This window comes from Limnobaculum allomyrinae (assembly GCF_016649425.1).
Taxonomy (GTDB): Bacteria; Pseudomonadota; Gammaproteobacteria; order Enterobacterales; family Enterobacteriaceae; genus Limnobaculum; species Limnobaculum allomyrinae.
In genome coordinates, this window is the sequence record NZ_JADRCR010000002.1 from 635,862 (window position 1) to 651,141 (window position 15,280).

Below are 15,280 nucleotides of genomic sequence, written 5' to 3' on the forward strand. Positions count from 1 at the left end.
CAGTGGAATGATGTCATTATCCTGGTTATACGGCGAACCATCAGCAACCGGCGTACTCAAAAAGTCACCACAGGACTTTTGCGTGAGAGAAGATCTGGGGTTTGAGCCCGATGGTGACGGTGAGCATGTACTGGTCTATCTGCGGAAAACCGGCTGTAACACTCAATTCGTGGCTGATAATCTGGCGCGTTTTGCGAAAGTATCAGGTCGGGTGGTGAGTTATGCAGGGCTTAAAGATCGTCATGCGGTAACCGAACAGTGGTTCTGCCTGCAAATGCCGGGTAAAGATACGCCTGATTTTAATGCTTTTGCTCTGGAAGGCTGTGAAGTCCTGAAAGTGACGCGCCATCGTCGCAAGCTCCGCATTGGTACCCTTAAAGGAAACTTCTTTCAATTAGTTTTACGGGATATCAGTCTGAAAGATGATGTTGAATCCCGTTTACAAAAAATCCAGCAGTCCGGTGCTGCCAACTATTTTGGTGAACAACGCTTTGGTCGTCAGGGTAATAATTTAGTGATGGCTGAGCGCTGGTCTAACAATGAAATTAGCGTAAAAGAGCGTAATAAACGTAGCTTTTATCTTTCAGCAGCGCGCAGTGCAATGTTTAACCACGTAGCCAGTCAACGAATTGCACAATCTTTACATCGGCAAGTGATGCCTGGTGATGCCATGCAACTGGCAGGTCGGGGAAGCTGGTTTGTGGCTCAACCTGAAGAGCTTGAATCTTTACAACAGCGGTTAAATGTTGGTGAGTTGAGAGTGACGGCTCCATTGCCCGGTGATGGGGAACTGGGAACTCAGTTGGAAGCGCAGACTTTTGAACAACAGGTATTGGTTGATGACCAGACGTTGTTTTCACTGGTGAAACGCGAACGGGTTGAACCTGCTCGCCGGGCGATTCTGGTTCAACCTCAGCAAATGGCATGGCAATGGCTGGATGACGCTACGGTATCGGTCAGCTTTTGGTTACCGGCTGGTAGCTTTGCTACCAGCGTGGTGCGAGAACTGATGTTAACCGTGGCCAGTGAAGATATACCGGAAGAATAATATAGGTAGCCATCGCGAGGCGATCCCGATGGCTTTTTTATTCCCTCGCTCTACATCCCTGTAAAATATCCAGTTCAGATTTATATTCCTGAGTCTTAATATCCAGCATTCCCAGGATAGTGTGGAATAAATTATCCTGTGAAAACGCCTGCTGCTGTGCTTTATTTTCCAGACAACCGCTGTCTATTTGGTAATCTTTTTTATAGTCATCTGACATCCACATCAAAAAGGGGATATGAGTTTGTTCATCGGGAGCCAGTAAGTAAGGCGTTCCATGCAAATATAAGCCTTTTTCACCCAATGATTCGCCATGATCGGAAAGATAAACCAGTGCGGTAGCGAATTTCTGCTGGTGACTTTTAAGCAGGCTGAGGGTTTTATCCAGCATGGCATCAGTATAGAGCAGAGTGTTGTCGTAGGTATTAATCAGCGACTGATGGTCGCAATCCTGTATCTGATTGCTGTCACAGGTTGGCGTGAATTGCCGATATTCCGCGGGATAGCGCTCGAAATAGGCCGGGCCATGGCTGCCCATTTGATGTAGTACAATCAGCCCATCGTTTGTCAGGCCGTTAATATAGTTATCCAATTTGCTCAGGAGTGCATCATCATAACAGCTGCCATTGTGGCATAGGCCATCTGGTTTTAGCTGGGTCATATCCTGATGGGGAATACGGTCACAAGCTCCTTTACACCCACCATCGTTTTCCCGCCACAATACGCTCACTTTGGCTCTGGCAACAATATCCATTAACCCTTCCTGATGGGCTGCTTTTACCGCGTCATACTCTTTGCGGGTCATATCGGAAAACATGCAGGGTACGGAAACCGCTGTCTCTGTACCGCAAGAGGTGGTGTGAGGGAAATAGATAATATTATTTTGCTTTAACTTAGGATTGGTCTCTCGCGAATAACCACCTAATGAAAAATTAGCAGCCCGGGCCGTTTCCCCCACCACCAGAATGACCAGCGTTTTTTTAGGTTCTTGCTTAATCACTGAACCTTCTCGTGCATCCATACCGATATCAACTAAGGGCTGACGACTTTCTACTTCCCGTTTGAGAGCGCTGGTTAAGCCGGAAATGTAGTTGGTGGGTACCAGCATCTTGACCAGATGAGGATGATTACGAATTAAGGGCGCATAGTCTTTATAGAAAAAGAAAGCGATAATCAAAATGACCAGCAGTGAAAGAGCAATATTCGCCAATCTTTTTCCTGCGGCCTTTAGCCAATGTTGTGCTGGCTGAATTTTTACCGCGATGACTAAAACCGAAGGCAATACACCCAACAGCAATATCCATAGCATCATCTTGGGGGTTATCAGCGCCATGATCTCTTGATAATCGGTCTCTAAAGCGTTTTGCATCATATTGCGATCGATAACGACATTAAAGCTGTACATGACGTAATTAACGTAGGCTCCACCCAATAGCAGGATGATAACCAGTGGCTTACGTAGCCAGGGGAGCAGCAGTAAGCTAAATACAATATTTAATGCGCAAAATAGCGTAACCGGAACCGTTGCCATAAATAGCCAGTGTTGGCGCCCGGTCTCAGCAATAGCATGCCAGAATGCAGTTAATGCCAGAGCGTTTTGCAACAGAGTAAAAAACAGCGTGGTTATCAAAACAAAGGTAAGCCCACGGCAGCGTAACTTACTGACAATACTCATAGCGTTGCTCCGTCAGATTGTCTGACAAGGTGATAATAAGAAATGGCAGCCATTTGGATATTGTGGTTATAGTTTAGTTCAGACTGGATAACAGTTAATTGTTTCATTGATGATAGTTTGCATGATTTATCGCCATCCTGAGACGAATGTCGAAAGAAAGCGTGATTGAATGGGGTTGTCAGGTTTTCCTGTGCATGCAGAAGTGGTTATAATCAAACTTGTGTTAATGGTGATACATGGTTTCTGGCGCATTGAGCGACGGAATATCTATCACTCATATTGATTTAAGGGCTGTGGGCAGCATTGATAATGAGAATACTTCTGAGCAATGACGACGGCATTTCTGCGCCAGGCATACAGATATTAGCTGAACATCTGCGGCAGTTTGCTCAGGTACAGGTTGTTGCGCCAGATCGTAACTGTAGCGGCTCTTCCAATGCGTTAACGCTGGAATTACCGATACGCATTCATACTCAGTCACAGGGGGATATCTCGGTTCGAGGTACACCCACCGACTGTGTCTATCTGGGGGTTAATGCGTTAATGGTACCGCGTCCGGATATCGTGGTATCTGGCATCAACTCAGGAGCAAACCTCGGCGATGATGTCATTTACTCCGGAACGGTAGCGGCAGCTATGGAAGGGCGTCATTTAGGACTACCGGCGTTAGCAGTTTCTCTGGTGGGAAACCAACATTTTGAAACCGCAGCAATAATGACCTGCAGATTATTGCGGATGTTGGAACAAGAGCCGTTGCGTACTAATCGTATTTTGAATGTTAATGTGCCGGATTTACCCCTGAGTGATATCAAAGGATTTAAAGTCACGCGCTGTGGTAAGCGCCATCCGGCAGATCAAGTTATCTGTCAGCAGGATCCCAGAGGACATGATATTTACTGGATTGGTCCACCGGGAGAGAAGGATGATGCGGGGGCTGACACCGATTTTGCAGCGGTTGAACAGGGGTATGTATCCATTACACCATTGCAGGTTGATTTAACCGCATATGCAGCACAAGATGTAATTAATCAATGGCTATTGCAAACCAAGGTTACCTGAGAATGCCTAGTAAACGTATGCAGACATTGCTGAAGCAGCTTGTCGGGCAAGGGATCCGTGATGAACGGGTTCTGCAGGCCATAGCATCCGTTCCGCGCGAACTGTTTATTGATGAAGCGCTGTCTCATCAGGCTTATGACAATACCGCACTACCAATAGGTGCCGGGCAGACGATATCTCAGCCCTATATGGTGGCTAAAATGACTGAATTGCTGAAATTAACCGCAAATTCTAAAGTGCTGGAGATTGGCACGGGTTCAGGCTATCAGACGGCAGTGTTGGCCAATCTGGCACAACATGTCTATTCCGTTGAGCGTATTAAGAGCCTGCAATGGCAGGCGAAGCGGCGCCTGAAACAGTTGGATCTGCATAATGTATCAACCCGTCACGGTGATGGCTGGGAAGGCTGGCCGATTCGTGGGCCTTTTGAAGCGATTATTGTTACCGCTGCCCCGGATGAAATTCCGCCATCCCTGATGACACAGCTGGCTGACGGTGGTCGATTGGTGTTGCCTGTGGGGGAACAGCGTCAGTCTCAACTGTTGCAACTGGTTCAACGCTATGGTGATAAGTTTATGGTTGATACTATTGAAATGGTGCGTTTTGTTCCTATGGTTAAAGGGGAACTGGCCTGAACCATATGTAGAGATAGGTAAATTTATCTATTCTTGTTTGACGTTAGATATCAATTTAGTGTCCAATTTATAACTATCTGTCTTTATTCGAGAGTTGTTAGTAGTATAAGTCGCATAAAAGTGACGTTATCTGCTGCGATCCTGATGGTTTTCAGCAATGGCAGTGTCAGATTTACCTAATTTTAAGTCGCCATATTTATGGCAGGTTTATTCCGCTATTAACGGAGTAATCATGGATATTATCAGTTTTGATTCTGCTACACGGTGGGGGAAGCATGAATAAAGGAAGCCCGATGATGATGTATCGGCGTATAACAATAGGCGCAGCAATAAGTATGTTACTGATTGGTTGTAGTAGTGAGCCAACAAAACCTGCTCCAATTACTTCTATTAATAATAGCAGCGGAACCTATTCTACCGCTTCCACCTCAACGCCAGCAAAAACCTCTGGGTCAGCGACGACAATGGCAATGGATACCAGCCGTCCTAATATTGTTTATACTGAAGGACAGGAACTGGCTCCGGCAACATCTACGGCAAATACCTCTGCTCAGGGTAGCGGCAATCCGTTTAATCAGAACAAGGCCGCCAGCAATCAGGTTGCTACTTCCGGCGATCGTATTGTTTATAACCGTAGCTACTCAGATATTCCAAAAGGTTCTTATAACGGGGGGCCAACCTATACTGTCTCTCGTGGAGATACTTTATTCTATATCGCCTGGATTACCGGTAATGATTATCGTGAACTGGCACAAAAAAATAACATTTCAGAACCTTATGCTTTATCAGCTGGTCAGACCTTAAACGTTGGCGGTGGCATCAATACTGGCGGAACATTGGCTGGAACCAGCAATAATGGGGCGTCCGTCTCATCTGTGACTTCTAATCAAAATCCTACAACAAGTGTTGATTCTACAAATTCAGGCGCGTACACTGCCTCAAGTAGTAAACAAAATGTTGATAAAACGTTACCAACTGCGACAACGGCAGGGACGACGACGGCAGCGACCAGTACAGCAACGACTCCGGCAACGGCAAGTAGTAGCAGTACCTCAAATGTTCGCTGGCGTTGGCCGACTGAAGGAAAAGTGATAGAGAACTTTTCCACTTCAGAAGGGGGTAACAAAGGGATCGATATTGCAGGGTCTCGTGGTCAGTCGGTACTGGCAGCCGCCGATGGGCGAGTTGTCTATGCAGGCAATGCACTACGTGGATATGGCAATTTGATCATCATCAAACATAATGATGACTATCTGAGTGCGTATGCACACAATGACTCAATGCTCGTGGCTGAGCAACAAGAGGTCAAAGCAGGTCAAAAAATAGCAACAATGGGGAGTACGGGCACCAGCTCTGTGAGATTGCACTTCGAAATCCGCTATAAGGGCAAGTCCGTCAACCCGCTGCAGCATTTGCCGCAGCGTTAACTGGGCAGGAGATGTTTTCCTGCCTGATTGTCGCAATTTACAGGTAGGAAAACAAAAATGAGTTCCAATACGCTGAAAGTCAACGAATGGCCTGAAAATGCCGATTTCGATGAAAATGAACCCACGGAGTTCGACGAAAAAGCTCAACTGGATAGCGTCGAAGAAGATAGCTCCACGGATGACATACTGCTTTCACAAGATGTGACTCAACATGTGCTGGATGCGACACAGCTGTATCTCGGAGAAATTGGTTTTTCACCTTTATTAACCGCTCAGGAAGAAGTCTATTTTGCACGGCGGGCATTACGTGGCGATGCCGCAGCCCGCAGTCGTATGATAGAAAGTAACCTGCGTTTGGTTGTCAAAATTGCTCGTCGGTATAACAATCGCGGTCTTGCACTGCTTGATCTTATCGAAGAGGGCAATCTGGGTCTTATTCGTGCGGTAGAAAAGTTTGATCCTGAAAGAGGATTCCGTTTCTCTACTTATGCAACCTGGTGGATTCGTCAGACTATTGAACGTGCCATCATGAATCAGACCAGAACTATCCGCTTGCCGATTCATATTGTTAAAGAGCTGAACGTCTATTTGCGTACTGCCCGTGAACTTTCCCAAAAGCTGGATCACGAGCCGCGTGCGGAAGATATTGCACTTCAACTGGATAAATCAGTAGGTGATGTTAGTCGGGTGCTACGTCTTAATGAACGTGTGACTTCTGTGGATTCTCCATTAAATGGTGAATCAGATAGCGCATTGTTAGACATCCTACCGGATGAAAATAACAATGATCCTGAATATACCACTCAGGATAATGATATTAAGCAGAGCATCGTTAAATGGTTATTTGAACTGAATCCAAAGCAGCGGGAAGTATTAGCGCGTCGTTTCGGCCTGTTAGGTTATGAAGCGGCTACTCTGGAAGATGTCGGCGCAGAAATTGGGTTAACCCGTGAACGCGTTCGTCAAATTCAGGTAGAAGGGCTGAGCCAACTGCGTGAGATTCTGGTGAAACAAGGTCTGAATATTGAGGCTCTGTTTCAGGAATAATCGTTGCTAAATCTCGAAACAACACCTGTGTTTATACACGGGTGTTTTTTTATCTGGATCGGTTAGACTGATCAATATTGATTCCCTTCAGACAAATTATCACCATGGATAGGGTGCTTATATGTTGAATCGTATTCGTCTTTTCTGTATCTCAACCGGATTGTTGCTACTTAGTGGCTGCGATGAGCAACAGACCCCTCAACAAACTCATCATTTTTTATCACAGTGTCTGAACGGACAACTGAGCGAAATTTCAGCCGCTCTGGATCAGGGAATTAAAATCAATAGTGTTTCACCTCAAGGTATTAGCTGCTTAATGATAGCGGCTCAGGCGAGACGAGAAGATGTGGTGAAACTGCTGTTAGACCGCAAAGCTAATCCTCATCAAAAAACGACTTCCGGGGTAACGGCACTGATGCTGGGGATTGGCGTAGATAATCAACCTGAGCTACTTAAGATGTTGATTGCAGCTAAAAGTGACGTAAACCTTCAGTGTCCTGATGGCAGTACACCATTGATGATAGCGCTTGGAAGCCATAACGCTATTTTAGAAGATCGTAAAACTATCGAAAGCCTGCGAACCAAGCCATTGTCGGATGAGAGTGAAATGCTGGTATCCGACGGTAACTATAGTCTATATCCGAAGCCGGATATTAACGCAGTTAAGGTTCTGCTTGATGCCAACGCTAAAGTTGATATCAAAGATCATGAAGGCAGCACTGCGCTGGACTATGCCATTACCCGGGAATATGACACCAATATTATGACGCTCCTGATGAATGCCGGAGCTGATGTTAATGCACCGACAGGGTATGGTACAACCCCGCTTATTCACTCTTTTTATAATCAAAATATTGACTATACCCGATTGCTTATTTCACATGGGGCTAACGTTAATAGCACCCATAAAGGTGGAGAGCCGCCATTATTTGTCGCTGCTCGTGATGCCACTCCTGACACTATTGAGCTATTGATTCATCATGGTGCTGAAATTAACTATCAGACTCCGCGTGGCAAAACACCGCTGATGTCAGCAGTAGAAGCGAAAAAGCCTGAAAATGTTGAGGCACTAATACGATTAGGGGCTGATATTAACCTTAAAGATGATCTCGGTGTTTCTGCGCTGGGTCGGAGTCAGGGAAGTCTTCGCGACAGGTTAATTAAGCAGGGTGCGGTTATCCGTGGGCAAGAAGTCAAAATGGCAGAAACAGACATTCAAGAGTGCACGGATAAGCTATTTGATGGTTTTTTCACTAAATACGTTTCAGAGCGGGTTGTTGGCTCAGTGGTAGACAGCATAAAGATAAATACATTCGTTAAACAAGTTGAAAGCTGTGCCAATTTTGATGATGTGGTATTGGTTAATTACTTAAAGACATTTGCACCGAAAATTTCCCCGGCTGATGGAAGTCCTTCCATGAAGTCGAATTATTATGGGGTAGCAGTCGAATGCCAGATTATTGAATCGAGAGCTAAGTGTGCGGAAGCAGTAGCCCCTTGATGGCTGATGAAATTGAATAAAAAAATGGCCCTGATTTAAAACTCAGGGCCATTTTGCATTGATAAATACCCGTAATTACCAGTGGTAGTTAACTTTAGCGGTAACGTTACGGCCTTCACCGTAGTAACACCAGTAGTTACAACCACTCACATAATTGGTATCCGTCAGGTTGCTGGCGTTAACCTGTACTTGCCACTCTTTATTGATGTCATAGCGAACCATGGCATCCCACAGCGTGTAAGCCGGAACTTTCAGATCTTTATCGTTGGTCTTATCGCCGTAAGTACTGCCAATATAGCGAACGCCTGAACCTATGGTTAATCCTTCAAGTTTTCCATTAAAGGAGTAGTTTGCCCACAGGGAAGCCATGTGCAGCGGTGTTAACGGCAGGCGATTACCAATCTCATCGCTATCGCCGGAACGAATGGTTTCTACACGGTTTAGCGTATAGTTGGCGTGAAGCTGAAGGGAATCGGTGACGTAACCCACGGCTTCCAGTTCCAGACCGCGAGAACGCGCCATTCCTGTTTGAACCTGAGCATAGTTAATGGTTGGGTCGTTTGAGGTCGTCAAAATGTTCTTTTGATACATTTCAAACGCGGCCGCATTAAAGTAGCCGTTGAAACCTGCCGGTACATACTTAACACCGATTTCGGTTTGTTGTCCCGTTTGCGGTTCATAAGGCTTGTTTCGGCCATCACGTCCGGACAGCGGTTGGAAAGATTCTGAGTAGCTGATGTACGGGTTTAGGCCATTGTCAGACAGATACATCAAACCCGCACTTTTGGTGTACTTATGGTCATCCATATCGATGCGGCTATCAACCGTATTACTGTTTGCGCCAGCGTTTGAGATGATATCGCTGGAACGCGCTTTATCATAACGACCGCCAAGCAGTAATAGCCATTTGTCATCAAACTTCAGCTGGTTTTGAACATATAGCCCCGTCTGAAAGCGCTTGGTGTGGTGACCAAACAGTTCGTCATCGCTGGCAGGCGTGTAGTTACCGTAAACCGGGTTAAAGACATCCAGCGGACTGCCGAAACTATAGATATTACCATCGGTACCGCGTGAGTTAATGGTTGAGTAGTCAGTACCCAGCAGCAAGGTATTTTCAAAACGATCTGACGTCCAGTTACCCACTAACCGGTTGTCGATAGCATAGTTTTGCGCGCTACCGTCACGATAGGTCAGGCCGCGTTGAACGTTACGGTCATCAAGCATATAGGAACCGTAAACGTTACGTAACAGCAGGTTAAGATAGCTGTAAGAGCCGTTTTGCTTAAATGTCCAGGTATCGTTGAACATGTGACTTAGTTCATAGCTGATGTTGAACTGTTCTGAGTCGCCAACGCTGTAGCCCGGCTCACCAAAACTGGTATCTTTATCCACCTTACCGAACGGCGTGTTTTGCAACGTACCGTATGGCAGCTTAAAGCCGCTCGTTGGGTTGGTGTTATCTTTCATATAGCTGGTAAGCAGGGTCAGGCTTGTTTTATCGTTGAAATCAATCGACATGCTTGGCGCGAAGTAGTAACGCTCGCTGGATGCGCCATCTACCGGACCATTATCTTTCTTGGCAAAGCCAACAAAGCGATAAAGTACGTTACCTTCGTCGTTGACGGGGCCTGAAGTATCGATGCCAAAGTGGCGGTAATCGTCTGAACCGTAGGCAACGTCAATTTCACCCTGCTTTAAACGGGTAGGGTGTTTGGTGATGATGTTTACCAAACCGCCCGGTGGGTTTTGACCATACAACATTGAGGCTGGGCCTTTAAGAGCATCTATGCGCTCTATACCGTAGGTTTCCTGATGCCAGGAGTAGAATCCCGCTTCATTATAAATGCTCGCCAGGCCATTTTGATAAGGTGCCCATTCGAAGCCCCGAATGATTAACCAGTCGGTACGATTATCCGCGCCATACTGACCGGTTTGGATACCTGCGCTATAGCGTAGTGCTTCATCAATTTTTTTTGCGCTACGGTCTTTAATATCTTGTTCTGTGACTTCTGATACCGACCTTGGCGTTTCAGCCGCGGGGGTATCCATTTTCATCGCTGTATTACTGCCGGTGACAACCAGAGTTTCATTACCGTCAGTCTCTTTTTTATTCGTAGTTTCTTCAGCCATAGCAGGAGAAACCGCCGCCAGACTAAGTAAAATAGCATAAGCCAATGGCTTGTAAGCCGGGCTATTCGGTGCAACCGAGTTGTTCATAGATGGGGTATCCTGATGCATGTTTTTTAAAATGAGAATACTTATCATGCGTATTCTCTTTTCTTTTGTGTGTTTATGTCAATTGAAACCATAAGAAGCGGGATGAATAGTTTTAAACCAGTGATATAACGCGCATTAAGCTAATATATTGCGAATAGTTATCATTATTTCTGAGCTATAGTTATTGGCGGTGGTATGATCGACCGGTTTTCAAATGGGTTAGGCTATTAACCGTTGTTATTTTTGATATAAAAGGTTTTAGAATTCGATGAGCAAAAGCTTGTTAAAGCTGATGTTAGTACTGATTTTCAGTATTTCGACGGTCAGCGCAGCAGAGTGGCCAAAAACAGTGACTGATGTGTTAGGTAATCAGGTCGTTATCAATAAAAAGCCACAACGTGTGGTTCTGGCATCAGGCTATAGTTTTGTTGCTTTATCATTTGCCCATGAAGATCCAACGTCATTTTTGGTTGGCTGGGGAAGTGAACTGAAGAAATTTGATATTGCCACTTACCAACTTTTTCAGAAGACATTTCCCAAACTTTCCACGTTGAAGACTATTGGTAGCGGCAGCGGTGATGAACTGTCTTTAGAAACTATTTTGTCGTTATCTCCGGATTTAGTCATTTTCGAAGCATGGCAGGCTCCACGTTCTCAATCTCTGATAGCACTGTTAAATAAAAGCAACATTCCGGTAGTGTTTATCGATTACTACCAGTCACCGCTAAAAAATACGGTTCCTTCTATGCGTGTGTTGGGGCAGGTGTTAGATCGCGAAGCGAAAGCTGAAGAATTGATAACCTTCTATCAAAGCCATATGGAGCAATTAACTTCCCGTCTTGATAGCGCTCAGCTACAGCACCCGCGAGTGCTGCTTCATGCTTATCCCGGTATGTGGGAGTGTTGTTGGAGTAGTGGTTCCGGTGGACTTGGTGAATATATTTCGCTGTTTAAAGGCGAAAACGTGGGCGCCGATAAGTTTCCAACCGCTAATGGTGGGTTACTGAGTCTTGAGTATCTAATCCAGAAAAATCCGCAGGTCTATATTGCGACCGGTCATTCAGCTGTCGACCCTGAAAAAGCTCTGCCATTGGGTACCAGTGTGGACATGGCATTAAGCCAGCGTCAGTTAAAAGCGCTGGTGGAGCAGAAAGGAATTAATACTTTTGATGCGGTTAAAAATGGTCGGGTACATGGCTTCTGGAACTATTTTTCCGGTTCACCGTTTAACATTGTTGGCGCCGAAGTGATGGCAAAATGGATCCAGCCAGAGCTATATCAGGATATCGATCCGCAACAAACTATGGATGAAATGAATCAACGGTTTCTTCCCGTTAAGTTAACCGGGACTTACTGGCTTACTTTGCAGAGATAGTATTATGTATATAAAACCTGAACACGTGGTCTCTTCTCAGCAGCAACTGCGTGAACACTACGATATGCCACATGAAATTGTGGTGAAAAAGCAGATTGATTTTCTGGCGCCTTATGGTCAGAAACTGATCGCCATGTCACCGTTTTTTGTGCTGGCTACGGTGGGTAAAAACGGTGTGGATGCATCACCTAAAGGTGGATATCCGGGCTTTGTAAAAACCGTAGGGGAGAAAACGCTATTAATCCCTGACTATGCCGGTAATAACCGTTTAGACGGCCTGCAAAATATTATTGAGAATCCACAGGTTGGCTTAACATTTTTAGTGCCAGGCTATAACGAAACATTTCGTGTTAATGGTAAAGCGACAATTTCTATTGATCCTTCTCTGTGTGAGTTTTTTACTGATACCGGTAAAAAAGTGAAATGTGTGATTGTGGTTGATATTGAAGAGGCATTTATTCACTGCGGTCAGGCTATCAGCCTGGCGAAATTATGGGATAGCGAAAGCCAAACCAATAAGGATAAAGCGCCGACGCTTGATGAGATTATACAGTTTCATACAGGGCGTGAGACGGTGAAGTAAATAGTGGTATTGGCTGTGATGCATAAGCCGGTCAATGGAGATATTGACCGGCTTTTTACGTTCAGGAAGGGAAGTATCAGACCAGATCTTTTAACCGGTAGATCCATTCCAGCGCCTGTTTAGGCGATAGAGTATCCGGATCCAGATTTTCCAGTGCTTCTACCGCCGGTGATGTTTCTTCAACGGTAATCAGCGCCATCTGTGAGCCTTCCGCGGTGCTGTTAGCCGCGTTAATTGACAGCGACTCCAGTTCTTTCAGCTTTTGTCTGGCACGTTTAATCACATCTTTCGGAACACCTGCCAGCGCGGCAACCGCCAGCCCGTAACTTTTACTGGCGGCGCCAGGCTGTACGCTGTGCATAAAGGCGATGGTGTCGCCATGTTCAACCGCATCCAGATGAATGTTTTCCACCCCTTCCATACGTTCAGGCAGAGTAGTCAGTTCAAAATAGTGGGTGGCGAACAGGGTCATGGCCTTGATTTTATTTGCCAGATTTTCAGCACAGCTCCATGCCAGCGAAAGACCATCGTAAGTGGAGGTACCACGACCGATTTCATCCATCAGAATCAGGCTTTGTTCCGTTGCGTTATGCAGAATATTAGCCGTTTCTGTCATTTCAACCATAAAGGTTGAACGGCCAGAAGCCAGATCGTCAGCGGCACCAATACGCGTAAAGATACGATCGACCGGGCCAATGGTGGCACTTTCTGCGGGAACAAAACTGCCAATATGGGCCATCAACACAATCAATGCTGCCTGACGCATATAGGTGCTTTTACCGCCCATATTGGGGCCGGTAACTATCAGCATTCTACGCTGTGGTGATAACTGTAGCGGGTTAGCAATAAAGGGCTCGTTTAGCACCTGTTCAACCACCGGGTGGCGGCCACCGGTGATGGAGATACCCGGTTTATCGGTTAACTGTGGACATACGTAGTTAAGGCTATAAGCACGTTCAGACAGGTTACACAGCACGTCCAATTCGGCCAGCGCAGAAGCACTTTGTTGTAGTGCTTCAAGGTGTGGTAACAGCAGATCGAACAGTTCATCATACAGGCTCTTTTCTAAGGCCAGCGATTTGCCCTTAGAAGTCAGTACTTTGTCTTCGTACTCTTTGAGCTCAGGGATGATATAACGCTCGGCATTTTTTAGTGTCTGGCGACGAACGTAATTAATTGGTACTAAATGACTCTGACCGCGGCTAACCTGAATGTAATAGCCGTGAACCGCATTAAAGCCAACTTTTAGCGTATCCAGCCCAAGTTTTTCCCGTTCGCGAATCTCCAGACGATCGAGGTAATCAGTTGCGCCATCGGCTAAAGCTCGCCATTCATCCAGCTCGGCATGGTAACCGGGAGCAATGACGCCACCGTCACGGATTAATACCGGAGGTGATTCGATAATGGCGCGTTCTAATAATGCCTGTAACTCATCGAACTGGCTAATTTGATTTTTTAGCGTCTGAATATAGCCGGAGTCCAGCGGTGCCAGAACATGATGGATATCCGGCAATTGTTGAAATGCATAGCGCATACGAGCCAGATCGCGTGGGCGGGCGGTACGCAGTGCCAGACGAGCCAGAATACGTTCTAAATCGCCAATATTACGCAAGTAAGGTTGAATATCGGTGTAGTAACCTTGTAATTCATTGATAGCCGACTGACGGTTACGCAGTAGTTCAATATTGCGCGTTGGTGCATGAATCCAACGTTTAAGCATCCGGCTGCCCATTGGTGTTACCGCATGGTCAAGAATGGCTGCCAGCGTATTTTCTGTACCACCTGACAGATTAATTGTCAGTTCCAGATTGCGGCGAGTAGCCGCATCAAGAATGATGCCATCCTGCTGGCGCTCCAGTGTTATACCGCGAATATGGGGCAGAGAAGTGCGTTGAGTATCTTTTACATACTGCAGCAGGCAACCAGCTGCACGCAGGGCGCGTATTGATTTCTCTACGCCAAAACCATTCAAGTCTTTGGTACCAAACTGCAGATTAAGCTGCTGGCGAGCTGTATCTAATTCAAACTCCCACAGCGGTCGACGGCGCAGGCCATGGCGCTGGTCGATAAGCTCCATGGAGGCAAAATCTTCCGGGTAAAGTAATTCCGCCGGGTTGGTGCGCTGAATTTCTGCCGCCATGGTTTCTTTATCCACGGGTTCGGAAACCTGAAAGCGCCCTGAGCTGATGTCCAGAGTGGCATAGCCAAACTGTGCGCCTTCCTGCCAGATAGCAGCTAACAGATTATCCTGACGTTCCTGCAACAGTGCTTCATCACTCACGGTACCCGGAGTAACAATACGTACCACTTTACGTTCTACCGGCCCTTTGCTGGTGGCCGGATCACCGATCTGTTCACAGATAGCAACCGACTCACCTAACTGTACCAGCTTCGCCAGATAGTTTTCTACCGCATGATGAGGTACGCCCGCCATAGGAATTGGCTCACCGGCAGACGCTCCCCGTTTGGTCAGCGAAATATCTAACAGCTGGGAGGCACGCTTGGCATCATCATAAAACAGCTCGTAAAAGTCCCCCATACGATAGAACAGTAAAATCTGAGGGTGCTGAGCTTTCAGCTTCAGATACTGTTGCATCATGGGAGTGTGGGAATCTAAATTTGCACTATTACTCATATGATTGGTCTGTTTAATCTATTGAATTTAATATCGATTATGGTTTCACTAAAAATCATTTAATCCCATAAAGTGCAGGTG

The 15,280-nt window shown here is 46.1% G+C and carries 11 protein-coding genes; 8 read left to right on the top strand and 3 right to left on the bottom strand.

All coding sequences use genetic code 11. The features are described 5' to 3' along the window. Positions 1-7 precede the first annotated feature (7 nt). On the top strand, positions 8-1,048 hold the full coding sequence (truD, locus tag I2494_RS07105) for a tRNA pseudouridine(13) synthase TruD (RefSeq protein ID WP_218466382.1): 1,041 nt from the start codon (positions 8-10) through the stop codon (positions 1,046-1,048). A 37-nt stretch (positions 1,049-1,085) separates the two neighbouring features. Here the strand turns inward: truD and eptA are convergent, their stop codons facing one another. Next, complete coding sequence (gene eptA / locus I2494_RS07110; protein ID WP_218466383.1) at positions 1,086-2,720, bottom strand: phosphoethanolamine transferase EptA; 1,635 nt, start codon at positions 2,718-2,720, stop codon at positions 1,086-1,088. Positions 2,721-3,029: 309 nt separating this feature from the next. Between eptA and surE the strand changes: the two genes are divergently transcribed. The 5 genes from surE (at position 3,030) to I2494_RS07135 (ending at position 8,389) form a co-directional block, all read left to right on the top strand. Beyond that, positions 3,030-3,779, top strand: a complete 750-nt coding sequence (gene surE / locus I2494_RS07115; RefSeq protein WP_218466384.1) for a 5'/3'-nucleotidase SurE — start codon at positions 3,030-3,032, stop codon at positions 3,777-3,779. A gap of 2 nt (positions 3,780-3,781) precedes the next feature. Beyond that, positions 3,782-4,414, top strand: a complete 633-nt coding sequence (locus I2494_RS07120) for a protein-L-isoaspartate(D-aspartate) O-methyltransferase (RefSeq protein WP_218466385.1) — start codon at positions 3,782-3,784, stop codon at positions 4,412-4,414. Between the two features lie 275 nt (positions 4,415-4,689). Further along, a complete protein-coding gene (gene nlpD / locus I2494_RS07125) occupies positions 4,690-5,841 on the top strand; it encodes a murein hydrolase activator NlpD (RefSeq protein WP_218466386.1) in 1,152 nt (383 codons plus the stop codon). Between the two features lie 57 nt (positions 5,842-5,898). Beyond that, entirely contained in the window at positions 5,899-6,888 is a 990-nt protein-coding gene (gene rpoS / locus I2494_RS07130) for an RNA polymerase sigma factor RpoS (protein WP_228350863.1), read from the top strand. Between the two features lie 121 nt (positions 6,889-7,009). Then, entirely contained in the window at positions 7,010-8,389 is a 1,380-nt protein-coding gene (locus I2494_RS07135; protein WP_218466388.1) for an ankyrin repeat domain-containing protein, read from the top strand. 75 nt (positions 8,390-8,464) lie between these two features. Here the strand turns inward: I2494_RS07135 and I2494_RS07140 are convergent, their stop codons facing one another. Continuing rightward, complete coding sequence (locus I2494_RS07140; RefSeq protein WP_228350864.1) at positions 8,465-10,606, bottom strand: TonB-dependent siderophore receptor; 2,142 nt, start codon at positions 10,604-10,606, stop codon at positions 8,465-8,467. 268 nt (positions 10,607-10,874) lie between these two features. On the opposite strand from I2494_RS07140, the gene I2494_RS07145 reads away from it, so the two are divergent. Together I2494_RS07145 and I2494_RS07150 are read left to right on the top strand one after the other, a co-directional pair. Next, the gene (locus I2494_RS07145) at positions 10,875-11,981 is read left to right on the top strand and encodes an ABC transporter substrate-binding protein (protein WP_218466390.1); all 1,107 of its coding nucleotides are present in this window, start codon (positions 10,875-10,877) and stop codon (positions 11,979-11,981) included. Between the two features lie 4 nt (positions 11,982-11,985). Next, entirely contained in the window at positions 11,986-12,564 is a 579-nt protein-coding gene (locus I2494_RS07150) for an MSMEG_1061 family FMN-dependent PPOX-type flavoprotein (protein WP_218466391.1), read from the top strand. 76 nt (positions 12,565-12,640) lie between these two features. Here I2494_RS07150 and mutS read toward each other — a convergent pair whose 3' ends face one another. Next, a complete protein-coding gene (mutS, locus tag I2494_RS07155) occupies positions 12,641-15,199 on the bottom strand; it encodes a DNA mismatch repair protein MutS (protein ID WP_218466392.1) in 2,559 nt (852 codons plus the stop codon). Between the last annotated feature and the right edge of the window lie 81 nt (positions 15,200-15,280).

Bases quoted from the DNA above. Each gene is read 5' to 3' on its own strand.
- I2494_RS07120 (WP_218466385.1), top strand. From the start codon at position 3,782: ATGCCTAGTAAACGTATGCAGACATTGCTGAAGCAGCTTGTCGGGCAA.
- surE (WP_218466384.1), top strand. From the start codon at position 3,030: ATGAGAATACTTCTGAGCAATGACGACGGCATTTCTGCGCCAGGCATA.
- nlpD (WP_218466386.1), top strand. From the start codon at position 4,690: ATGAATAAAGGAAGCCCGATGATGATGTATCGGCGTATAACAATAGGC.
- truD (WP_218466382.1), top strand. From the start codon at position 8: ATGATGTCATTATCCTGGTTATACGGCGAACCATCAGCAACCGGCGTA.
- rpoS (WP_228350863.1), top strand. From the start codon at position 5,899: ATGAGTTCCAATACGCTGAAAGTCAACGAATGGCCTGAAAATGCCGAT.
- I2494_RS07145 (WP_218466390.1), top strand. From the start codon at position 10,875: ATGAGCAAAAGCTTGTTAAAGCTGATGTTAGTACTGATTTTCAGTATT.
- mutS (WP_218466392.1), bottom strand. From the start codon at position 15,199: ATGAGTAATAGTGCAAATTTAGATTCCCACACTCCCATGATGCAACAG.
- I2494_RS07150 (WP_218466391.1), top strand. From the start codon at position 11,986: ATGTATATAAAACCTGAACACGTGGTCTCTTCTCAGCAGCAACTGCGT.
- eptA (WP_218466383.1), bottom strand. From the start codon at position 2,720: ATGAGTATTGTCAGTAAGTTACGCTGCCGTGGGCTTACCTTTGTTTTG.
- I2494_RS07135 (WP_218466388.1), top strand. From the start codon at position 7,010: ATGTTGAATCGTATTCGTCTTTTCTGTATCTCAACCGGATTGTTGCTA.
- I2494_RS07140 (WP_228350864.1), bottom strand. From the start codon at position 10,606: ATGAACAACTCGGTTGCACCGAATAGCCCGGCTTACAAGCCATTGGCT.